This is a genomic window from Streptomyces sp. NPDC030893 (assembly GCF_055571535.1).
Window position 1 is genome coordinate 137,861 of the sequence record NZ_JBVIFC010000014.1, and the last position, 21,555, is coordinate 159,415.

Annotated in this window: 17 protein-coding genes and 1 tRNA gene; 9 read left to right on the plus strand and 9 right to left on the minus strand. The window is 71.5% G+C overall.

The window, feature by feature from the left end:
* Positions 1 to 582: 582 nt before the first annotated feature.
* The gene (locus ACZ434_RS24840; protein ID WP_468459404.1) at positions 583 to 1,881 is read left to right on the plus strand and encodes a class I SAM-dependent methyltransferase; all 1,299 of its coding nucleotides are present in this window, start codon (positions 583 to 585) and stop codon (positions 1,879 to 1,881) included.
* A 73-nt stretch (positions 1,882 to 1,954) separates the two neighbouring features.
* Here ACZ434_RS24840 and ACZ434_RS24845 read toward each other — a convergent pair whose 3' ends face one another.
* Together ACZ434_RS24845 and ACZ434_RS24850 are read right to left on the minus strand one after the other, a co-directional pair.
* Positions 1,955 to 4,483 carry an ABC transporter permease gene (locus tag ACZ434_RS24845; RefSeq protein WP_468459407.1) on the minus strand — a complete coding sequence of 843 codons (2,529 nt, stop codon included), beginning with the start codon at positions 4,481 to 4,483 and terminating at the stop codon, positions 1,955 to 1,957.
* A gap of 75 nt (positions 4,484 to 4,558) precedes the next feature.
* Positions 4,559 to 5,329, minus strand: coding sequence for an ABC transporter ATP-binding protein (locus tag ACZ434_RS24850; protein WP_468459409.1), 771 nt, complete (start codon positions 5,327 to 5,329; stop codon positions 4,559 to 4,561).
* A 391-nt stretch (positions 5,330 to 5,720) separates the two neighbouring features.
* Here ACZ434_RS24850 and ACZ434_RS24855 point away from each other — a divergent pair.
* A tRNA-Leu gene (locus ACZ434_RS24855) sits at positions 5,721 to 5,807 on the plus strand.
* Positions 5,808 to 5,929: 122 nt separating this feature from the next.
* On the opposite strand, the gene ACZ434_RS24860 is transcribed toward ACZ434_RS24855, so the two are convergent.
* A complete protein-coding gene (locus tag ACZ434_RS24860) occupies positions 5,930 to 6,637 on the minus strand; it encodes a Crp/Fnr family transcriptional regulator (RefSeq protein ID WP_468459411.1) in 708 nt (235 codons plus the stop codon).
* Positions 6,638 to 6,787: 150 nt separating this feature from the next.
* On the opposite strand from ACZ434_RS24860, the gene hcp reads away from it, so the two are divergent.
* The 4 genes from hcp (at position 6,788) to ACZ434_RS24880 (ending at position 11,924) form a co-directional block, all read left to right on the plus strand.
* On the plus strand, positions 6,788 to 8,467 hold the full coding sequence (gene hcp, locus ACZ434_RS24865) for a hydroxylamine reductase (protein WP_468459413.1): 1,680 nt from the start codon (positions 6,788 to 6,790) through the stop codon (positions 8,465 to 8,467).
* A complete protein-coding gene (locus tag ACZ434_RS24870) occupies positions 8,464 to 9,570 on the plus strand; it encodes a 2Fe-2S iron-sulfur cluster-binding protein (RefSeq protein ID WP_468459415.1) in 1,107 nt (368 codons plus the stop codon). The genes hcp and ACZ434_RS24870 overlap by 4 nt, the downstream gene beginning before the upstream one ends.
* An 86-nt stretch (positions 9,571 to 9,656) precedes the next feature.
* Positions 9,657 to 10,832: a 4-hydroxybenzoate 3-monooxygenase gene (locus tag ACZ434_RS24875; protein ID WP_468459417.1), complete on the plus strand. Its 1,176-nt coding sequence runs from the start codon at positions 9,657 to 9,659 to the stop codon at positions 10,830 to 10,832.
* 198 nt (positions 10,833 to 11,030) lie between these two features.
* On the plus strand, positions 11,031 to 11,924 hold the full coding sequence (locus ACZ434_RS24880; RefSeq protein WP_468459419.1) for a Bax inhibitor-1/YccA family protein: 894 nt from the start codon (positions 11,031 to 11,033) through the stop codon (positions 11,922 to 11,924).
* An 87-nt stretch (positions 11,925 to 12,011) separates the two neighbouring features.
* On the opposite strand, the gene ACZ434_RS24885 is transcribed toward ACZ434_RS24880, so the two are convergent.
* Positions 12,012 to 12,242: a DUF4287 domain-containing protein gene (locus ACZ434_RS24885; RefSeq protein ID WP_468459421.1), complete on the minus strand. Its 231-nt coding sequence runs from the start codon at positions 12,240 to 12,242 to the stop codon at positions 12,012 to 12,014.
* Positions 12,243 to 12,344: 102 nt separating this feature from the next.
* Here ACZ434_RS24885 and ACZ434_RS24890 point away from each other — a divergent pair, with 102 nt between their 5' ends.
* Positions 12,345 to 12,656 (plus strand): hypothetical protein, encoded by a 312-nt coding sequence (locus ACZ434_RS24890; RefSeq protein WP_468459423.1) that lies wholly within the window; start codon positions 12,345 to 12,347, stop codon positions 12,654 to 12,656.
* Positions 12,657 to 12,688: 32 nt separating this feature from the next.
* Here the strand turns inward: ACZ434_RS24890 and ACZ434_RS24895 are convergent, their stop codons facing one another.
* The 3 genes from ACZ434_RS24895 to ACZ434_RS24905 all read right to left on the minus strand — a co-directional run bounded on the left by ACZ434_RS24895 (position 12,689) and on the right by ACZ434_RS24905 (position 16,215).
* Positions 12,689 to 13,468: a hypothetical protein gene (locus ACZ434_RS24895; protein ID WP_468459425.1), complete on the minus strand. Its 780-nt coding sequence runs from the start codon at positions 13,466 to 13,468 to the stop codon at positions 12,689 to 12,691.
* 291 nt (positions 13,469 to 13,759) lie between these two features.
* The gene (locus tag ACZ434_RS24900) at positions 13,760 to 14,980 is read right to left on the minus strand and encodes an acetyl-CoA C-acetyltransferase (RefSeq protein ID WP_468459427.1); all 1,221 of its coding nucleotides are present in this window, start codon (positions 14,978 to 14,980) and stop codon (positions 13,760 to 13,762) included.
* A gap of 206 nt (positions 14,981 to 15,186) precedes the next feature.
* Positions 15,187 to 16,215: an SGNH/GDSL hydrolase family protein gene (locus ACZ434_RS24905; protein ID WP_468459551.1), complete on the minus strand. Its 1,029-nt coding sequence runs from the start codon at positions 16,213 to 16,215 to the stop codon at positions 15,187 to 15,189.
* Positions 16,216 to 16,378: 163 nt separating this feature from the next.
* On the opposite strand from ACZ434_RS24905, the gene ACZ434_RS24910 reads away from it, so the two are divergent.
* Entirely contained in the window at positions 16,379 to 17,767 is a 1,389-nt protein-coding gene (locus ACZ434_RS24910) for a cystathionine beta-synthase (protein ID WP_468459429.1), read from the plus strand.
* A gap of 390 nt (positions 17,768 to 18,157) precedes the next feature.
* On the opposite strand, the gene ACZ434_RS24915 is transcribed toward ACZ434_RS24910, so the two are convergent.
* Both ACZ434_RS24915 and ACZ434_RS24920 read right to left on the minus strand, forming a co-directional pair.
* Positions 18,158 to 18,586 carry a hypothetical protein gene (locus ACZ434_RS24915; RefSeq protein ID WP_468459553.1) on the minus strand — a complete coding sequence of 143 codons (429 nt, stop codon included), beginning with the start codon at positions 18,584 to 18,586 and terminating at the stop codon, positions 18,158 to 18,160.
* Positions 18,587 to 18,671: 85 nt separating this feature from the next.
* Complete coding sequence (locus tag ACZ434_RS24920; protein WP_468459431.1) at positions 18,672 to 20,393, minus strand: LCP family protein; 1,722 nt, start codon at positions 20,391 to 20,393, stop codon at positions 18,672 to 18,674.
* Between the two features lie 278 nt (positions 20,394 to 20,671).
* Here ACZ434_RS24920 and ACZ434_RS24925 point away from each other — a divergent pair, with 278 nt between their 5' ends.
* Positions 20,672 to 21,514, plus strand: a complete 843-nt coding sequence (locus tag ACZ434_RS24925; protein WP_468459434.1) for a MurR/RpiR family transcriptional regulator — start codon at positions 20,672 to 20,674, stop codon at positions 21,512 to 21,514.
* Positions 21,515 to 21,555: the final 41 nt, after the last annotated feature.

Sequence of the window (21,555 nt, forward strand, 5' to 3'; positions counted from 1 at the left end):
CCTCCGGCGTCCCGCGCGGCCTCGGCCTCGCGCGGCGGATCGTCCGAGGCCGGGCAGGGTCCCCGGTGGGGTGCGTTCTCAACTCCCGAGTCGGGTGGTGGGTGGGCATAGGCCGGGGGTCCAGGGGGCGGAGCCTCTGGTGGGGAGTGGAGAGGGGCCGACCGCCCCACATGCCGGGTCGGGTGCAGGGGCGGAGCCTCTGGTGGGGAGTGGAGAGGGGCCGACCGCCCCACGCGTCGGGTCGGGTGCTGGGGCGGAGCCTCTGGTGGGGAGTGGAGAGGGGCCGACCGCCCCACGTGCCGGGTCGGGTGCAGGGGCGGAGCCTCTGGTGGGGAGTGGAGAGGGGCCGACCGCCCCACGTGCCGGGTCGGGTGCAGGGGCGGAGCCCCTGGCGGGGAGTCGAGAGGGGCCACCCCCACACGCCGGGCCGGTACAGCACCGCACCCCCCGCCCGCGCAGCCCCATGCGGGTACGTTTCCGTGTTTTGCCCGGAGATGACGCGCGCCGGGGACTGCCAACGCGCCCCTCAGGTGTTTTCGTGGGAAGGACATTCCGGGATTCCCCGTCACGGAGGTGTACACCATGGCAGACGCCGCCCCGCGGCTGAAAGGCAACCTCGAGCAGCTGATCGGCACCGCCCTCCCCGTCCGCATCCGCGCCTGGGACGGCTCCCAGGCCGGCCCCCCGGACGCCCCGACCCTGGTCGTACGCAACCGCCGCGCCCTGCGCCACCTCCTCCGCAAACCGGGCGAACTCGGTCTCGCCCGCGCCTGGGTGGCCGGTGACCTCACCATCGAGGGCGACCTCTACACCGCCCTGGACCGGCTCGCCGGCCTCGTCTGGGAGCGCGGCGAGGACACCCGCACCCTCACCCGGGCCCTGCGCGACCCCGCCGTCCGCTCCGCCGTCCGCGGCCTCCTCACCCTCGCGGGACCCCCGCTGCCGCCCGCCCCGCCGCCCGAGGAGGTCCGCCGCCCCCGCCGCGGCCTGCACACCAAGCGCAGCGACAGACGCGCCATCAGCCACCACTACGACGTCGGCAACGACTTCTACGAGCTCGTCCTCGGCCCGTCGATGGTGTACTCCTGCGCCTACTGGCCCGCCCCGCCCCCGCAGGGCACCCTCGAACAGGCCCAGCACGACAAGCTGGAGCTGGTCTCCCGCAAGCTCGCCCTGACACCCGGTCAGCGCCTGCTGGACGTCGGCTGCGGCTGGGGCTCCATGGCCGTCCACGCCGCCCGCGACCACGGCGTGAGCGTCGTCGGCGTCACCCTCTCCCAGGAGCAGGCCGCGTACGCCCGTAAACGCATCGCCGACGAGGGCCTGACCGACCGGATCGAGATCCGCGTACAGGACTACCGGGACGTCACCGACGGGCCGTACGACGCCATCTCCTCCATCGGCATGGCCGAGCACGTCGGATCGCAGCGCTACCTGGAGTACGCCACCGTCCTGCACCGCCTGCTCAGGCCGGGCGGTCGGCTGCTCAACCACCAGATCGCCCGCCGCCCGCAGCGGGACGAGAGCGCCTACCGGGTGGACGACTTCATCGACGCCTACGTCTTCCCCGACGGCGAACTCGCCCCGCTCGGCACCACGGTGTCCCTGCTGGAGCAAGCCGGCTTCGAGGTGCGCGACGTCGAGTCGATCCGCGAGCACTACGGGCTCACCCTGCGCCGCTGGGTGGCGAACCTGGAGGCCGGCTGGGAGCGCGCGGTGACCCTCGCCGGCCCCGGCCGGGCCCGCGTCTGGCTGCTGTACATGGCCGCCTCCGCGCTCGCCTTCGAACGCAACCGCATCGGCGTCAACCAGGTCCTCGCCGTCCGCACCCCCGAGGCCGGCGCCGCCGCCCTCCCGCTGCGCGCCCGCACCTGGAACTGACCCGCCCCACGGAAACGGGCCCCGTTCCACCCGGAACGGGGCCCGTGCCACGGCCGCAGGGCCGGCCCGCCGGCTACTCCGCCTTGATCGCCTGGAGCATGTTCAGCCGGGCCGCCCGCCGTGCCGGCCACAGCGCCGCCAGCACACCCACCACCGCGGCCAGCAGCAGGAAGACGCCCATCCGGCCCCACGGCAGGACCAGTTCGTACGTGGCCATCCTGGTGCCCAGCAGCTCACCGGCCGCCCAGCCGAAGAACACGCCCAGACCGATGCCCAGCACCCCGCCGAAGAGCGAGATCACCAGGGACTCCAGCCGGACCATCCGCTTGATGCCCTTGCGGTCCAGGCCGATCGCCCGCAGCATGCCGATCTCCTGGGCACGCTCGAACACCGACATCGCCAGGGTGTTGATGACGCCGAGGACGGCCACGATCACCGCCATCGCCAGCAGGCCGTAGACCATGTTCAGGATCAGGGTGAACATCTTCGCGATCTCGTCGGAGAGGTCCTGCTTGTCCTGGACCAGGATCGCCGGGTTGGTGCCGAGCGCCTTCTCCAGCGCGTCCTTCGCCCCGTCGGACGTGCCGTCGGCGGTCTTCACCATGACCATCATGTCGGAGGGTTCCGCGTCGTGCGGGGCGATCGTGGCGGTGTCGATCATGATGCCGCGCATCATCTCGTTGGCCTGGTAGACGCCGGAGACCGTGAGCTTCTGCTTCTCGCCGTCCTCGTAGGCGACGGTGAAGTCCGAGCCGGCCTTCCAGCCGTAGGACTTCGCGGTGTCCTCGTCCACGACGACCCGCGTGCCGCCGATCTCGAACGCGCCCTGCGCGAGGGGGAAGTCGGTCAGCTCGCCGAACGTGGCACCGTCGACGCCGGTCAGGAACTCGGTCCGGCCGTCGATGCGGGAGACCGCGTTGCGCATCGGGCTGGTGGCGGTGACGCCGTCGGCCCGCTTCAGCTTCTTCTCGACGTCCGGCGACAGCGCGTTGCCGTTCGCCATGGAGACCACGTAGTCCGCCTCGATCGCGGCGGCCGCCATCTTCTCGATGGACTTCTGCAGGCTGCCCGCCATCACCGTCATCCCCGTGATCAGGGTGAGGCCGATCATCAGCGCGGAGGCGGTGGCGGCGGTACGGCGCGGGTTGCGCACCGAGTTCTGCCGGGCCAGCTTGCCGGAGACCCCGAACACGCGCAGGACCGGAGCGGCGGCGGCGATCAGCGGGCGGGACAGCAGCGGGGTCAGGATGAAGACGCCGATGATCAGCAGGACGGCGCCGAGACCCATGGGGGCCTGGCCGTCGGAGCCGTCCATCGTCGTGGCCGCGAGGACCACCGCGACACCGGCCGCCGAGACCAGCGCGCCCAGGGTGTTGCGCAGCACCAGCGACTTGGTGGTCGCCTTGGCGTGCACGGCGCTCATCGCCGCCACCGGCGGGATCTTCGCCGCACGCCGGCCGGGCAGCCACGCGGCGAGCATAGTGACCAGGATGCCGACGGCGAACGCGGTGCCGATCGTGCCGGGCGAGACGATCAGCGGCCCGTCGGGCACGGACGCGTCCAGCGTGCCCATCAGGGAGCGCAGCCCGACGCCGATGCCGACACCGGCGAGCAGCCCGGTGACCGCGGCGACCGCGCCCACCACGAACGCCTCGATCAGCACCGACCGCGTGACCTGGCGGCGGGAGGCGCCGACGGCGCGCATCAGCGCGAGCTCACGGGTGCGCTGGGCGACCAGCATGGTGAAGGTGTTGGCGATGATGAACGTACCGACGAACAGCGCGATGCCGGCGAAGACCAGCAGACCCTGCTTCATTCCGCTCATCGAGGCGGCGATCATCTCCGCCTGGTCGTCGGCGAGCTGGGTGCCGGTGGTGGTCTCCACGGCGTCGGCGGGCAGCGCCTTCTCCAGCTGGGCCTTCAGGGCGGCCTCGCTGACGCCGGCCTTCGCCTTGACGGCGATCTCGTCGAAGGTGTCCGCCTTGCCGAACAGCCGCTGCGCGGTCGCGGTGTCGAACAGCGTGAGGCTGCCGCCGGCCGCGACGTTGCCGTCGTCGGTGGTGAAGACGCCGGTGATCACCGGCTCCAGCACGGGACCGTCCACCGACATCCGTACGGTGTCGCCGACCCGGTAGCCGGCGCGCTTCGCGGTCTCGGAGTCGATGAGGATCTCGCCCTCACCCTTGGGCGCGTGCCCCTCGGCGAGCGGGTACCGGGGGTCGTCGGTGCCCCAGTAGTTGCCGCCCTGCGACTGGAAGCCGCCGCCGATCAGCTCGCCGTCCTTGTCGGCGATCGCGGTGAAGCCGGTGACGATCCCGATGGCCCGCTCGGCGCCGGGCACCCGGGCGCTGTCGTCGACCATGGCACGGGTCAGCTCCCGCGGTTCGCCGACCTTGTCGCCCTCGGCCTCCTTCCACCCGGGGACGACGGACACGTCGACGTGGTCGAAGCCCTTGGCGGACTGCTTCTGCAGGGCGGAGGAGATGGTGTTGGTGAAGACCAGGGTCCCCGACACGAAGGCCACGCCGAGCATCACGGCGAGCACGGTCATCAGGAGTCTGGCCTTGTGCGCGAGCACATTGCGCAAGGCGGTACGGAACATGGGAGTCTTCTCGGGTCCAGACGTACGAGGGCGGGGGAGCGCGGGCGCGGCGGTGGCCGTCGGCCGGCCGGGGGGTCAGCTGGTGCGGCCCTTGGCGTCGAACCGCTTCATCCGGTCGAGCACCGAGTCGGCGGTCGGCCCGTGGACCTCGTCCACGATCCGGCCGTCCGCGAGGAAGACCACGCGGTCCGCGTAGGCGGCGGCGACCGGGTCGTGCGTCACCATGACCACCGTCTGTCCCAGCTCGCGCACGGAGTTGCGCAGGAAGCCCAGCACCTCGGCGCCGGAGCGGGAGTCGAGGTTGCCGGTGGGCTCGTCACCGAAGATGATCTCGGGCCGGGAGGCCAGCGCCCGTGCCACGGCGACCCGCTGCTGCTGACCGCCGGACAGCTGCGAGGGGCGGTGGCTCAGCCGGTCCGACAGTCCGACCATCCCGATCACGGTGTCCAGCCACTGCTTGTCCGGCTTCCGGCCGGCGATGTCCATCGGGAGGGTGATGTTCTCCAGGGCGGACAGCGTCGGGAGCAGGTTGAACGCCTGGAAGATGAAGCCGATCTTGTCCCGGCGCAGCTTGGTCAGCTGCTTGTCCTTCAGCGAGCCCAGCTCGGTCTCGCCGATGCGCACGGAACCGGAGGAGAAGGTGTCGAGCCCGGCCACGCAGTGCATCAGCGTGGACTTGCCGGAGCCCGAGGGGCCCATGATCGCGGTGAACTCGGCCTGCCGGAAGTCGACGGAGACCCGGTCCAGGGCGACCACCTGGGTCTCGCCCTGACCGTAGATCTTCGAGAGCTCCGTGGCGCGCGCGGCCACGGCGGTGGTCCGGTCGGCGATGGGTGCGGTGGTCACGGGATGGACGCTCCTGTCGGTACGGCGTGTGCTCGGGGACGCCGTCCATCCTTCCGCCGCTTTGCCGCCGTGTAGTCACCCGCTGCTCCGGTTCCGGGGGGCGACTCCGGGCGGACCCCCGGGCCCGCTGTCATACCCGAGGATGACGGCGCACCCTGAGCCGGGCCGGGCCGAGAACGGGTGGAGCGCCCTTGTTCGGACGGTGAAATTCCGTCATTCCGCATACATGGCGGGGCGTCAGCAGTAAGGCTGGTGGCACGTGCTGACGGCGAGTTCCACGTGCTGATGCTCCCTCAGGCGCCAATAAAATAAGACAAGATCGGCCCATCCCGCCGTCGTCGGCGAGGAGGCCACCGATAGGCTCGGAGCCGCGAAGCGGAGCCCATGGCCTGCCCGGATGGTGGAATGCAGACACGGCGAGCTTAAACCTCGCTGCCCCTGAGCGGGCGTGCCGGTTCAAGTCCGGCTCCGGGCACCACCACGCTTGCGCGGCCTGACCTGCCGGGAGGGCCGGTGTTCGCGGTCGCTCATAAGAGCCGCGGACGCGCGGCGCTCGCGCACACGGCTGTCGATGCCGGTCCGGCGACCGGGCCGCGCGTCTCAGATCAGGCCCACGGTGCCCGGGGCGTCCAGGTCGACGAGGACGATGGTGCGGCCGTTCATCCGGATCGCGCCCGCGTCCGTCAGCCGTCGCAGGATGCGGGAGAACGTCTCGGGTTTGAGACTGAGCCGGGAGGCGACGACGTTCTTGGAGGCGGGGAGGGTGACCACGGCCGGGGACGGGGACGGAGCAGGGTCCTGGCCGCTCTCCTCGGCGAGCCGGCGCAGCAGGTCGAGGACGCGTTCGGTTCCGCTGTGCAGGGCGTACTGCTCGATGTCCATGACGAGGTGCTGGAGACGGATGGCGAGCCCGGCAGCCATCTGACGCGCGAACCCCGGCCGGGTGTCGGCGAGTTCGAGTACGGGCGCGAAGGGCACGGACAGCAGGAAGCAGTCGGAGAGAGTGACCGCGCTGACGGGGTAGGGGGCGTCGGTGAACAGCAGCGCCTCGCCGAAGGTCTGGCCCGCGGAGACGATCGAGATGACCTTCTCTTCCCCGGACGCAGTCGAGACGACCAGCTGGACCTGTCCCGTCATGAGGCAGTAGAACGCCCCCGGCTGGGTGCCCGCCTCCACCACCGGCTGTCCCTTGGCCGCCGGGAACGTCCGGGTGAACGCGGCCAGACGACTCAGACTCTCCGTGTCCAACTGGTTGAACAGCGGTACCGAACGGAGCAGACTGCGGGGAGACTCCCGTCGGAGGGGCATGTTCCGGACTCTATCGTCCGTGAAGATCCGAGCGGAATTGACCTGCGTCAAGGCAACTCCGCAGCGTCTTTTCTACGTTGATCGCGTCGGCAGCGGCCAGGGCCGGTTGTCACAGTCTGCCGCGCGAACCATCGAAGAGGAGACAGCTCCATGGCGCATGACATGTTCTGCTACCAGTGCGAGCAGACGGACCGTACCGGCGGTACGGCCGGCTGCACGGTCAAGGGGAACTGCGGCAAGGACGCCACCACCGCCGCCCTGCAGGACCTGTTGATCCATGTCTGCAAGGGCATTGCGCAGCATGCTCGGGCCGCCGCCGAGCGGGGGGCCGAACCGGACCGGGAGGCGGCCGCCTTCGTCATCCACGGCATGTTCTCGACCCTGACCAACGTCAACTTCAACGCCACCCGGTTCGTGAAGATGATCCACGAGGGTGCCGCGCTGCGGGACCGGGTCCGGGACGGACACGAACAGGCGGCGCGGGAGGCCGGTGAGGAGCCGGCCGAGCTGGACGGTCCGGCCGCGTTCCGGCCCGCCGCCAAGGTCGACGACCTGCTGCGGCAGGCGGGCGTGGCCGGGATCCTCGTCGACGACGAGGAACTCGGCGCCGACATCACGGGACTGCGCGCGTTCATCCTCTACTCCCTCAAGGGAGTGTGCGCGTACGCCCATCACGCCCGGGTCGTCGACCACCACAGCGACGAGGTGGACAGCGAGATCGAGGGGCATCTCGCCTATCTGGCGGAGGGTCCGAGGGATCGGGAGGAACTGCTGGAGCGGGTCCTCGCGGTCGGCGCCACCAACCTCAAGGTGATGGAGCTGCTGGACGGCGCCAACACCGGTACGTTCGGGACACCGCGCCCCACGAAGGTCAAGGTCTCGGCGGTCCGGGGCAAGGCCGTCCTCGTCAGCGGCCACGGTTTCGACGAACTGCTCGAGATCCTCAAGCAGACCGAGGGCACCGGCATCAAGGTCTACACCCACGGCGAGATGCTGCCCGCCCACTCCTACCCGGAGCTGAACAGGTACGAGCACCTGGCCGGCAACTACGGCGGCGCCTGGCAGGACCAGCAGCAGGAGTTCGCGGCGTTCCCCGGGCCGATCGTGATGACCTCGAACTGCCTGATCGAACCGCTGCCCGCATACAGGACCCGTACCTTCACCACCGGTCCGGTCGGCTGGCCGGGTGTGCGGCACATCGACGACTACGACTTCAAGGCGGTCGTACGCGCCGCCAAGGGCACCCCCGGCTTCCTGGCGGACGCGCCCGAGAAGGAGATCACCATCGGCTACGGCCGCCGGGCCCTGCTGGAGATCGGGGACGACATCGTCGGCGCCATCGCCTCGGGCGACATCCGGCACATGTTCCTGATCGGCGGCTGCGACGGCACCGCCCCCGGCCGTGACTACTACACGGAACTGGCCATGGCCACCCCGGCGGAATCCGTGATCCTCACACTGGGCTGCAACAAGTTCCGGTTCAACAAGCTCACCCACGGCACCACACCGGGCGGCCTGCCCCGGCTGCTCGACGTCGGCCAGTGCAACGACGCGTACTCCGCGATCCGGGTCGCCGAGACCCTGGCCACGGCGATGGACCGCACGGTCAACGACCTGCCGCTCACCCTCGTTCTCGCCTGGTTCGAGCAGAAGGCCCTGGCGATCCTGACCACCGTGCTCCATCTCGGTCTGCGCAATGTCCGCACCGGCCCGAGTGTGCCCGCCTTCGTCACGGAACCGGTGTGGGACCTGCTCTCCGAGCGCTTCGGCCTGCGCACCAGCCGGAGCGCCGAGCAGGACCTCGCCGACGCTCTGGGAGCGGTTCGATGACCGCCACGCCGTCCGGAGCCGAGCAGTCCGCGGCCGAACCGCTGACCCCGGCGTCCGACGGATACCCGCTGACCATGACCACGCTCGACGGAGAGGTCATCGAGGCGACCGCCGCCGAGGGGCGGTCCGTCCTCGACGCGGCGGCCGATGCCGGGTACCTGCTGCCCGCGCTGTGCCGGAAGGGGTCGTGCGGTGCCTGCGCGGCCACGGTCGTCGACGGTGACTTCACGCTCGGCGACCACAGCGACGTCGCGCTGAGCCCGGAGCGGGCGGCGGCCGGCGGGACCCTGCTGTGCTGCACCCGTGCCGGGAGCCCGTTGACGATCTCGCTGCCGTACGAGCGGTCGCGCGTGATGACCGGGAGCATCTCCGTGTACTCCGCCACCGTGGCGGCCGTCGACCGGTGCACGCATGACGTCGTACGCCTCCTGCTCCAGCTGGACGTCGACGCCGAGGACGGCGGGACCGCCGAGTTCGAACCCGGTCAGTTCGCCCAGTTGCAGATCCCGGGGGAGGACGAGACCCGCGCGTACTCCTATTCCAACGTCCCCAACTGGGAGGGCGAACTGGAGTTCTATATCCGGCTGCGCAAGGGCGGGCACTTCTCCACCTGGCTGGACCGTACGGCGAAGACCGGCGACACCCTCACCGTGCACGGCCCTCAGGGGGCCTTCGGCCTCGTCGAGACCGGGCTGCGGCCCCGCTGGTTCGTCGCGGGCGGCACCGGGGTGTCGCCCCTGTTCTCCATGGCCCGCCGGATGGCCGAGTTCCAGGAGCCGCACGCGCTGCGGTTCTATCTCGGCGTGGGCGGCGAGGCCGATCTCTTCGGCGACGACGTCCTGGCCGAGGTCGGCGCACAGCTGCCGGACTTCTCCGTGCAGCGGTGCGTGAGCGGGCCCTGCGCGCGCACGGACGTACGCGGCGGCAGCCCCGTGATCGCGCTGGCGGAGGACCTGGCGGCGGTGAGGGAGCGGGACGAGGAACTGCCCGACCTCTATGTCTGCGGCCCTCCGGGCATGATCGACGCGGTCGAGAGGGTCGCCCAGGAAGCGGGTGTCCCGATCACCCGGATCCTGAGCGAGAAGTTCTCCACCACCGAGTGACCGCCTCCCCGGGCGGCGGTGCGGGATCGTTGACAGTGGGCACGTGCCGCTGGAAACTCGCCTCCGGCGTGGTGAAGGGGCGACCGATGCGGACCACCGTGGGGATCATTGGGGCCGGACCGGCCGGGCTGCTGCTCGCCCGGCTGCTGCACACCGCGGGGATCGACTCCGTCGTCCTGGAGGCGCGGGACCGGGCGTACGTCGAGCGGCGGCAGCGGGCCGGGGTGCTGGAGCAGGGGACCGTGGAGGCGCTGCGGGCCGCCGGGGCCGGGGCGCGGATGGACCGCGAGGGCCTGCGGCACGACGGGATCGAGCTGCGCTTCGGCCGGCGCCGGCACCGGATCGACTTCCCCGGGCTCACCGGCGGGCGGTCCGTGACGGTCTACGCGCAGACCGAGGTCTGCAAGGACCTCATCGCCCTCCAGCTCGCCGAGGGCGGGCCGCTGCTGTTCGGGGCGGAGGCGGTGGGCGTGGAGGGGGCGGACTCCGCGTCCCCGCGCGTCCGCTTCCGGCACCGGGGGCGCGACGAGGTGCTCGCATGCGACTACGTGGCCGGGTGCGACGGGTTCTGGGGGGTGTCGCGTCCGGCCGTTCCCGCCGGGATCGGGCGCGTATTCGAACGAACGTACCCCTTTGGCTGGCTCGGCATCCTCGCCGATGTGCCGCCCTCCCACGATGAGCTGGTCTACGCCCGCCACGAGCGCGGCTTCGCCCTGCTGTCCATGCGCACCCCGGCCGTCTCCCGCCTCTACCTCCAGGTGCCCGAGGGGACCAGGGCGGAGGAGTGGAGCGACGAGGAGATCTGGCGCGAGCTGGAACTGCGGTTGGAGACCGCCGACGGCTGGACGCTGCGGCGCGGCCCCGTCACCGGGAAGTCGGTCACCCCCATGCGCTCCTTCGTCCACGAGCCCATGCGGTACGGGCGGCTCTTCCTCGCCGGTGACGCCGCCCACATCGTGCCGCCCACCGGGGCCAAGGGGCTGAACCTCGCCGTCGGGGACGTGGTGGTCCTCGCGCGGGCGCTGGCGCACCGCGTGGAGACCGGTTCGGACGCACTGCTCGACACCTACTCCGCGGACTGCCTGCGCCGGGTGTGGCAGGCCGAGCGGTTCTCCCACGACATGACCGCCCTGCTGCACCGCGCCCCGGACGCCACCGCCTTCGACAGCCGCCTCCAGCTCGCCCGCCTGGACCGCCTCACCTCCTCGCGCGCCGCCGAGACCGACCTCGCCGAGGCCTACACGGGCTTCCCCCTGCGGTAAGCGGATGGTCTCCGGCCGGTTCCGGGCAGGTACCGGGTCGGTCATGGCCGGGTCCCCCGTGGTGAGGGGAATCACCGAGCCGCGTAGCGTGTTGCGCAGCATCACGAGGGAAAGATCCTCCCCAAGCATTAGGGTCAATCCTTTGCCTACCTATTACTCTTGAGCCAAGGCCGCACTGAGTGGCCATGGAGGAGTGAAATGAGGAGCAGAAACCCGGTCTTCTCGCGACGGGGGTTCAGCCGCGACAACGGCTACGCGGGCTTCAACACCGCGCCGCAGGCCGGGGGTCCCGCTGTCGCCACGCAGGCCAACCCGTACGCGCAGCCGACGGGCAACCCGTACGCGCAGAACCCTTACGCCCAGCAGGACCTGCAGTACGGCGCACCGCCGCAGGCTCCGGCCACCACCGGCCGGATGACGGTCGACGACGTCATCGTCCGCACGGCGAGCACGCTCGGCCTGCTGATCGTGACCGCCGCGCTCTCCTGGGCGCTGCTGCCGGTCGACGACGCCAACATCGGCCGGTCCTATGGCATCGCCATCGGTGCCGGCCTGATCGGCATGGTGCTGGCGCTCGTCCAGTCCTTCAAGCGCAAGCCCACGCCCGCGCTGATCCTGACCTACGCCGCGTTCGAGGGTGTCTTCCTCGGCGTCGTCTCCAGCGTCGTCGACAACCGCATCGCCGACGGTGCGGCCATGCAGGCCGTGCTCGGCACCATGGCGGTCTTCGCCGGTGTGCTGGTGGCGTACAAGGCGGGCTGGATCCGCGTCAACCGCCGTTTCTACGGCTTCGTGATGGCGGCCGCGCTCGGCTTCATCCTGCTGATGGCCGTGAACCTGCTGTTCGCGGTGTTCGGCGGCGGTGACGGCCTCGGCTTCCGCAGCGGCCCGCTCGGCATCGTCTTCGGCATCGTCGGCATCATCCTCGGTGCCTGCTTCCTCGCCCTGGACTTCAAGCAGGTCGAGGACGGCATCGCCTACGGTGCGCCGCGCGAGGAGGCCTGGTTCGCCGCCTTCGGCCTCACGCTGACGCTGGTGTGGCTGTACATGGAGTTCCTGCGGCTGATCGCGATCTTCAACAGCAGCGACTGACGCCGGCCGGCGTCGTCCCGTACGCCACCGACCGCACAGGCAAGGGCCCCGGTTCCCACCGGGGCCCTTCGCCGTGCGCGGCACCGCTCAGAGCAGCTTGCGCGCGGCCCTTCTCAGGTCGTACTCGTGGACGATCGCCTTGGCGTGGCCGTACGCCAGGTCGTACTCGTGCCGGAGCCAGCTGACCTTCTCCTCGAAACGGACGAGCGACGGTCCTTCTTCGACGGTGCGCAGCCAGTCGGAGATCTCACGACCGGTGCAGTGCGGAATGCGGGCGAGCATGTTGCGATGGGTCTCCGCGGAGAAGACTTGGGACATCGGCGCCTCCGGACGCTGGGGATGTAAGCCGGTCCTTCAGGTCACCGTGCCCGAGCGTTCCCGCGTTGGCAACAGTCCTGCCGCGCCGCGTACGCTCGCCGCGTGGTTGATACGACGCCCTTCACCCGTGCCGTGGATGATTTCGCCGACCGTCTGCGGGCCGCGCCGCAGAGCCGGCTGCAACGCGGCGGGGCCGCCGAGGCGCTCGCCCTGGCCAGGGAGTTGGCGCGGCGCGCCCAGCTCGCCGAGGAGCCGGGCACCCAGCCGCGCGAGATGCCCGACGCGGGCATGTTCGCCGCCGCCGACCAGATCACCGTCGCCGGGCACGACTTCGCCCTCGTACTGAAGAACGACGAGGAGGTCGGAGAGGCCCTACGGCTGGTGCGGGAGGCGCGGGAACGCGCCGGGGTGTAGCCGGCCCGGGGCTTCCCGCGGTCCCCGGGGGATCAGAGGGACGCGATGACGCGGTCCGCCAGGATGTAGACGCTCTCCTCGCCGCAGGAGAACGTCAGCGTGTACGCCCCCGAGATGCCGGAGCCCCCCAGCAGGAACGGGGCCTCGCCCGCGCGCAGGGCGGCGGCCAGGCGCTCCGCGGTCTCACGGTGGCCCGGCGTCATGCACAGCGTCGTCCCGTCGGCGAACACGTAGACGTCCAGCGTGCCCAGCGGGCCCGGGCGGACATCGGTCAGCTCGGTGCGCGAGCCGGCCAGCTCCTCCAGGGTGGTCACGGTGCGCTCGTGGTCGTTCACGACCGGCGAGGGGTTCGGCACGAAGTCCGGGTGCGAGGGGTGACGGCGGCGGGCCGCGGCCAGCTCGGGGGAGTCCCCGGGGTGCTCCTCGGTGTCGGTGCCCGGCTCGCTCACCGGCTCCAGCCCCGCGAAATCGGCCTGCCGGGGCAGGAACAGCTCGCTGTCGGCCAGACCCAGCAGGGACGGCGCGTCGGAGGCGTCCCGCGCCTCCTGGGCGGCCCAGAAGGCCCGCGCCTCCGCGAGCTCACGCTCCCGCTCCTCGGCGAGCGCGTCCGCCACGGCCGCGCGTATCTCGTCGGCGTCGGCCGCAAGGGCGGAGGGAACGTGCGGGCGCGCGTCGGCCGCCCGGTTCCTGGCCAGCTCGGTGTGCAGGGCCGCGACCTGTCGGCGCAGCACCATGATGCTGCGCAGCACAGCGACGCCCACGGCGCCGGTGGCGGCCGTGGTGATCAACAGGGCGATCGGCATGGCGCTCACTGACGTACTCCCGGTTCAAAGTCGACCCCCGACTTCCTACATCAGCTTGAAGGGCGGACTGACCTTCTGTCAGTGCGTAACGTCACGAAACGGACAGCTCTTTGGTTTCGGGTCCGGTGGGGGAGCGACGCTGACCTGCGGGGATCCCCCCGGCGGGAGGGATAGGTCACATCCTGGGGGAGATTGGATCACAAAACGGCCCGGCACCCCGGGGCGGCCGGGGTGCCGGGCCCGCGGCTCACGCACCGTGCCGCGGCGGCTACGGTGCGGTCGCCGCGACGACCGCGGTGGTCAGCTGAGGCGCTCGATGACCATCGCCATGCCCTGGCCGCCGCCGACGCACATCGTCTCCAGACCGAACTGCTTGTCGTGGAACTGGAGGGAGTTGATGAGCGTGCCGGTGATGCGGGCGCCGGTCATGCCGAAGGGGTGGCCGACGGCGATGGCGCCGCCGTTGACGTTCACCTTCTCCAGCGGGATGCCGAGGTCGCGGTAGGAGGGGATCACCTGGGCGGCGAACGCCTCGTTGATCTCGGCCAGGTCGATGTCGTCGACGGTCAGGCCGGCGCGGGCGAGGGCCTGCTTGCTCGCCTCGACCGGGCCGAGGCCCATGATCTCCGGGGAGAGGCCGGAGACGCCGGTGGAGACGATCCGGGCGAGCGGGGTGAGGCCGAGCTCGCGGGCCTTGGTGTCGCTCATGATGACGAGCGCGGCGGCGCCGTCGTTGAGCGGGCAGCAGTTGCCGGCGGTGACCAGTCCGTCCGGGCGGAAGACCGGCTTGAGGCCCTGGACGCCCTCCAGGGTGACGCCGGCGCGGGGGCCGTCGTCCTTGGCGACGACCGTGCCGTCGGGCAGCGTCACCGGGGTGATCTCGCGCTCCCAGAAGCCGTTCTTGATGGCTTCCTCGGCGAGGTTCTGCGAGCGGACGCCGAACTCGTCCATGTCCTGGCGGGTGATGCCCTTGAGGCGGGCCAGGTTCTCGGCGGTCTGGCCCATCGCAATGTAGGGGTCGGGCAGCAGGCCGTCCTCGCGCGGGTCGTGCCAGGTCGAGCCCTCCGACTCGGCGACGGCGGCGGTACGGGCCTCGGCCTCGGCGAACAGCGGGTTGCGGGTGTCCGGGAGGCTGTCGGAGTTGCCCTTGGCGAAGCGCGAGACGGTCTCGACGCCGGCCGAGATGAAGACGTCGCCCTCACCGGCCTTGATGGCGTGCAGGGCCATGCGGGAGGTCTGCAGCGAGGACGAGCAGTAGCGGGTGACGGTGCAGCCGGGGAGGTGGTCCATCCCCATCTGCACGGCGACCACGCGGCCGAGGTTGTTGCCCTGCTCGCCGCCGGGGAGGCCGCAGCCGAGCATCAGGTCGTCGATGTCCCTCGGGTCCAGCTCGGGGACCTTGGCGAGGGCGGCCTGGATGATCGTGGCGGTCAGGTCGTCCGGACGCACGTCCTTCAGGGAGCCCTTGAAGGCACGGCCGATGGGGGAACGGGCGGCAGAGACGATCACGGCTTCGGGCATCACGGCTCCAAGAGGAAGGGGCGGCGCGCAGCGCCTCGTTCACGGGACGGCATACCGGCTGGTTGGTGCACGGCTCCCTGGGGAAGTTACCCGGCCGTATGGCCCGGGTCACGGCCCCCGCGGTGTGACATCGACCGCAACTGTCTAAGCGCTTGCTTGGTCACCGGTGAGCCGCTCCGCGGGCAGTCGTGCCTCCCCCAGTGCCGTCAGCGTGACGGTTGGGTCGACGGCTCCGGTTCGGTTTCCGGGACCCGGCGCCGGCGGCGCCGCTTCAGCAGCGCCCACGCCCCCCGCGGCCCCGTCGGCATCGCCGCCGTGACCTCCGTACCCGCCTCCGACGCCGCCTCCGCCGCCGCGCGGGCCACCGGCAGGAACCCCTCGCGGCGGGCGGCGTCCGGACGCTCCTCCTCCGCCGGCCACAGCCCCAGCGCCGCGCACACCGTCGGCAGCACCGCCATCGCCGCCGTGGCGTACCCCTCGGCGGAGGGGTGATAGCTGTCCGGCCCGAACAGCTCCCGCGGATTCGCCGCGAACTCCGGCCCCAGCAGATCCCCCAGCGACACCGTCCGCCCACCCTGCTCGACGACCCCGATCGTCTGCGCCGCCGCCAGCTGCCGCGAGGCGCGCCGGGCCAGCCAGCGCAGCGGCTGCTGCACCGGCTCGATCGTGCCGAGGTCGGGGCAGGTCCCGACCACCACCTCCGCGCCGGCCGTCCGCAGCCGGCGTACCGCCGAGGACAGATGACGTACGGACTGGGTGGCCGGCATCCGATGGGTCACATCGTTGGCCCCGACCATGATCACGCACATGTCGGGGACCCGGGACGGATCCGCCAGCGCCTGCGTCACCTGCCGGTCCAGATCGTCCGACCGGGCCCCCGGCACCGCGACCGTGCTCAGCCCCACCGGACGTTCCGCGATCGCCGCCACCCCCGACGCCAGCAGCGCGCCCGGTGTCTGCCCGCCCCGGTGCACGCCCTGCCCGGCGGCCGTGGAGTCGCCCAGCATGGTCAGCCGCAGCGCCGGTTCGCCGGGCACCGTGTAGGCCGCCCCGTACAGACCGTCCGCGTTCGGGACGTACGGGCTCGTGCCGTTGCCCACGCGGCGCCGCGCCAGCTGTGCCTCCGCCAGCAGCAGGCCCACGGTGGCCGCGCCGGCCAGGCCGATGCCCCCGCCGCCGTACGCCGCACCGGCCGCGATCCGCCGGGCCACCCGTGCCCTCGACATGCCCGTCATGCCCGCCGCCACCTCCTCGAAGCCGTACACCCAGTGCTTGCCCCGTACGGACGGTGGTCCAATCCCAACGGGGAGTGAACGACCCGGGCGGGTTCCGGCCCGGGAGGACCTAGGCTGGTTCCACCACTACGACCACATCTTTTGCAAGCATCCGGAGACAACGGTGCAATTCCACGACTCGATGATCAGCCTCGTCGGCAACACCCCGCTGGTGCGGCTCAACAGCGTGACCAAGGGCATCAGGGCGACCGTCCTGGCCAAGGTGGAGTACTTCAACCCCGGCGGTTCCGTGAAGGACCGCATCGCCCTGCGCATGATCGAGGCGGCGGAGAAGAGCGGGGAGCTGAAGCCGGGCGGCACCATCGTCGAGCCGACCAGCGGCAACACGGGTGTCGGTCTTGCCATCGTGGCCCAGCAGAAGGGCTACAAGTGCATCTTCGTCTGCCCCGACAAGGTGTCCACGGACAAGATCAACGTACTGCGGGCCTACGGCGCCGAGGTCGTCGTCTGCCCGACCGCCGTCGCGCCCGAGCACCCCGACTCCTACTACAACGTCTCCGACCGGCTGGTCCGCGAGACGCCGGGCGCCTGGAAGCCGGACCAGTACTCCAACCCCCACAACCCCCTCTCCCACTACCACTCCACCGGCCCCGAGCTGTGGGAGCAGACCGAGGGGAGGATCACCCACTTCGTGGCCGGCGTCGGCACCGGCGGCACCATCTCCGGCACCGGCCGCTACCTCAAGGAGGCCAGCGACGGCCGCGTGAAGGTGATCGGCGCCGACCCCGAGGGCTCCGTGTACTCCGGCGGCTCCGGGCGGCCGTACCTGGTCGAGGGCGTCGGCGAGGACTTCTGGCCGACCGCCTACGACCGTGAGGTCGCGGACGAGATCGTCGCCGTCTCCGACAAGGACTCCTTCCAGATGACCCGGCGCCTCGCCAAGGAGGAGGGCCTGCTGGTCGGCGGCTCCTGCGGCATGGCGGTCGTGGCGGCGCTCGAGGTGGCCTCGCGGCTCGGCGAGGACGACGTGGTCGTCGTCCTGCTGCCGGACAGCGGACGCGGCTACCTCAGCAAGATCTTCAACGACGAGTGGATGGCCGACTACGGCTTCCTGGAGGACGCCGGCCCCAGCGCCCGTGTCGCCGACGTCCTGAACGACAAGGAGGGCGGCCACATCCCCTCCCTCGTCCACATGCACCCCGACGAGACGATCGGCCAGGCCATCGAGGTCCTGCGCGAGTACGGCGTCTCGCAGATGCCCGTGGTCAAGCCGGGCGCCGGTCACCCGGACGTGATGGCCGCCGAGGTCGTCGGCTCGGTGGTGGAGCGGGAGCTGCTGGACGCGCTGTTCAGCAAGAGCGCCTCGCTCGACGACCCGCTGGAGAAGCACATGTCCGCGCCGCTGCCGCAGGTCGGCTCCGGCGAGCCGGTCGCGGACCTGATGGCCGTGCTCGGCGAGGCCGACGCGGCGATCGTCCTCGTCGAGGGCAAGCCGACCGGTGTGGTCAGCCGCCAGGACCTGCTGTCCTTCCTCGCCAGGACCGGGAAGTGACGGCGCGTCGGGGCGAAGCGGGGGTGAACCGCCGCTGAACGGGCGGGTGTTGCCGCGTACGTGATCTTCGTGGACTTCGCGGAAGCGGTACGAGGGTGTCACGTCCGCGCAGCACTCGCTTAACACGGCTCCGGCACAGTGGTGGGTGTCGGCGGGACGGTGGCCCACCACCCGGGCGTGAGGCACCGGGGAGGTTCCCCGTCCCGGCCGGCGGCCAGCGGCGTCGAAGGACCTCCGGAGCGGCTCCCGGACCTCCATGGACGCCCGGACGCGCGGCCCCCTCACCGGGCGCGCGTCCCCCGCGGGGACCGCCGTCGTCCCGACCCCCGGGCCACCGGGGGTGTGGCGGTCCCCGCGCGACCTCCTCGTCGGTCCTCCCAGTGGCCCTCCTCAGTCCTCCCAGTCGCCGTCGCCGTCCCGTGAGGACGTGCGGCGGCCGAACAGGCCCGGGTTGGTGCGCACCGCCTGGACCACGTTGACGCCGACGATGCCCAGCCAGGTGATCAGCAGGCCCGGCAGCTGGCCCACGCCCCCGCCGATCGCGGACAGCGGCACCGCCAGCACCAGCGAGACGATCCCGAAGCCGAAACGCTCACCCCAGGAGTCGGTGACCTTCGGCGACCGGGCGTCCCGGGCCACCGTCAGCTGCCGCTCGGCGAACTGCCGGCGCACCCGGCGCTCCACCGCGCCGTCGATGCGCTGGTCGACCTTCTCCAGGAACGAGTCCACCAGCGCGGACTCGTACTCCTCGCCCAGTTCCCTGCGTGCCTGCAGGGAGGCGTTGAGTTCCTTCTTCAGCTCGGCGTCCCGCGCGTCCATTCCGGTCATGGGCTCCACGGTAGGCAGGCGCCCGGCCGCTGACACTGGGGGTAACCCCCGTCTCCGATTCGGGTTCGCCGCGCCGCTACTTGGCGCACATCTTCTCGTCGGCGCGGGACTGACCGACGTCGACCTTCTTCGGCGCGGCGACGGGCACGCCGGCCTTGACGAAGTCGGGGCCGAGGGTGAGCGTCATCGGCTGGGCCGCGTCCGAGTCCTCGCCGCCGGGCTTCAGGGCGGAGGCGGGCAGGCCCATCAGGTCGGCGAGCTTGCGCGCCTGGTCCGCCTGTTCCGGCGCGTACTCCAGCCGGGTCTTGCCGACCTTCGCCGGGGCGTTGCCCCTGTTCGTGGACCGGGACACGCCCTCGCCGGTCTGCAGCCAGGCCAGGGTCTCCTGCGCGGCGCCCTGCGGGCCGCCGCCGTTGAACACGTCGACGTGCACGGCGGACGCCTCGGCCCGCGGGCCCTCCAGGAGCGCGGCCTGCTTGTCCTTGGCGGCCTTCTCCTTCTTCTTCACCTCGGTGAAGGAGACGTCGTCCCGCAGCATGCCGAGCACCTGCGGGGCCTTGACGGGGTCCGGGACGACGGTGACGGGTGTGGGTTCGGCCGGGTTGTCGATCACCGGGAGCGTCATCATCGTGATGTTCTTCAGGTCGATCCTGGTCAGTTCCCGGGCGAGGGTGAGGAGTTTGGCGGGGGTGCCTATGCCCTTGTCCACGGTGAGGGACTTGGTGGCCGCGTCCGCCACGTCGAGCATCTTCGACGGGCTGTCCAGCGTGTCCTCCTTGAGCTGCCGGATCATCGACGCGACGAACTTCTGCTGCATCTGGATCCGGTCCAGGTCGCTCTCGTTCTTCAGGCCGTGCCGGTTGCGGAGGAAGGACAGCGCCTCCTCGCCCTCGATCGTGCTCTCCCCGGCCGGGAGGTCGAGCTTCGTGCCGCCCTCCAGGTCCTTGAGGGGCTTCTCCAGGCACACCTTGACGCCACCGACGGCGGTGGACAGCGTCTTGACCGCGTTGAAGTCGAACATCATGAAGTGGTCGACCTGGACGCCGGCGATCTCCTCGACGGTACGCATGGTGCAGCCGGGGTCGCGGCCGTTCACCCCGTAGGACTCGTTGAACTTGGTGGGGCGCGTCGAGCCGGGGATGACCTCGGTGGAGCCGTCGGGCTTCCTGGTCTCGCAGTCCGGGATCGTGGTCATCAGGTCCCGGGGGATGCTCATGACGGTCGCGTTGCTGCGGTCCCCGGCGATGTGGAAGAGCAGGGTGGTGTCGGCGTGACCGGTGACGTTGTCCCGGTTGCCGTAGGCCTCGTTGCCCTTGCCGGTACGGACGTCGTTGCCGATGACCAGGATGTTGACCGGGCCGTCGGCGAGGACCTTGTCGCTGCCGACGTCACCGATGTCGACGGTGTTGATGTTGCCGCCCAGACGGTCGTACCAGTAGTAGGCGAACGCCGAGCCGCCGACGAGCACCACACCGAGGACGCCGCCCGTCCACATCAGCGCCTTCCTCCTGGCGCCGCGCTTCTTCCGCGGCGGGCGCCTGCGGTGGCCGGAGTCCGGCGCGGCATCGGGACCGGGGGACGGGGCGGGGGTGGGAGCGGGTGCGGTGCCGCGGCCACGCTGCCCGGGCACGCGGCCGGGTGCGGCGGGGGCGGGGCGGGAGCCGCCGCGCGGGCGGGGAACGGCCGGACGGTCCGGGGCGCCGTTCGGTCGCAGTTCGTAATCACCGGTGTGCGGGTTGAGCACCCACTGATCGGCGGGATCGGTCCCGTCCGCCTGTCCACGACTTGGCGCATCCACGCTTGTTACCAGTCCTCCGTCGGGCGGCCGCGGGGGTCGCCAGGGTTTCAAGGCGCTTAATTGTTCGATGCGTTACGCTATCCGGCCCGTTCGGGATGCGCCGACGTCGTAGCAAAATCGTCGAGGTCCGGATCTGTCCCCGACCGGGCACAGTGGGTGATCTCCGCCCGTCACGACGCGTGTGCAGCACGATGTCCCGTTCGGTTGTATAACGGCATGCAGAACTTGCGATGGGTGAATGGGCCGACGGGTCCGGGGTCCGAGGGGGACGTCACGTCATGAGCGGCACCGAGAGCCCTGCCGCGCGCCTCCAGGCGCTCTTCGAGGGGCACCGGCTGACGCCGACGCAGCGGCGCATCGCGCACAGCATGGTGCGGCGGGCCGCCGATGTGCCGTTCCTGTCCAGCGTGGAACTGGCGGAGCTGGCCGGGGTCAGCCAGCCGTCCGTGACCCGGTTCGCCGTCGCCCTCGGCTTCGACGGCTACCCCGCCCTGCGCCGGCACCTGCGGGAGGTCGCGCCCGCCGGGCCCGCGCCGGAGGCCGGCTCGTACAACGAGTACCAGCAGGCCGTCGAGGCCGAGATCGAGAACCTGCGGCACCTGGCGGAGGCGCTGGCCGACGCCGGGCCCGTGCGGCGGGCGGGGCGGGTCCTCGCGGGCAGCCGGCCGCTGCCCGTGCTGGGGCTGCGGGCCGCGGCGGCCCAGGCGCACGGCTTCGCCTACTTCGCCGCCAAGGTCCACCCGGACGTCCGGCTGCTCAACGAGGGCGGCACCGTGCTCCACGACCGGATCGACGCCGCCGCCCGGGCCGGGGCGGACGCCCTGCTCTGCTTCGCGCTGCCCCGCCATCCGCGGGAGGTCGTCGACGCCCTCGCCCACGCCAAGGAGACGGGACTGACCGTGGTCACCGTCGCCGACTCCCCGTTCACGCCGGTCGCCAAGGTGTCCGACCTGCTGCTGCCCGCCGCCGTCGGCACCGGGCTGGCCTTCGACACGGCGTGCGCGCCGATGCTGCTGGGCCGGGTGCTGCTGGAGGCGATGTGCGACGACCTGCCCGACGCGCAGGCACGGCTCGAGGAGTTCGACGTGAAGGCGGCGGCGCGGGGGCTGTTCGTGGACTGACGGCGGGGCCGCTCCCGCGGAGTGTTCTCAGACTCGTCTCA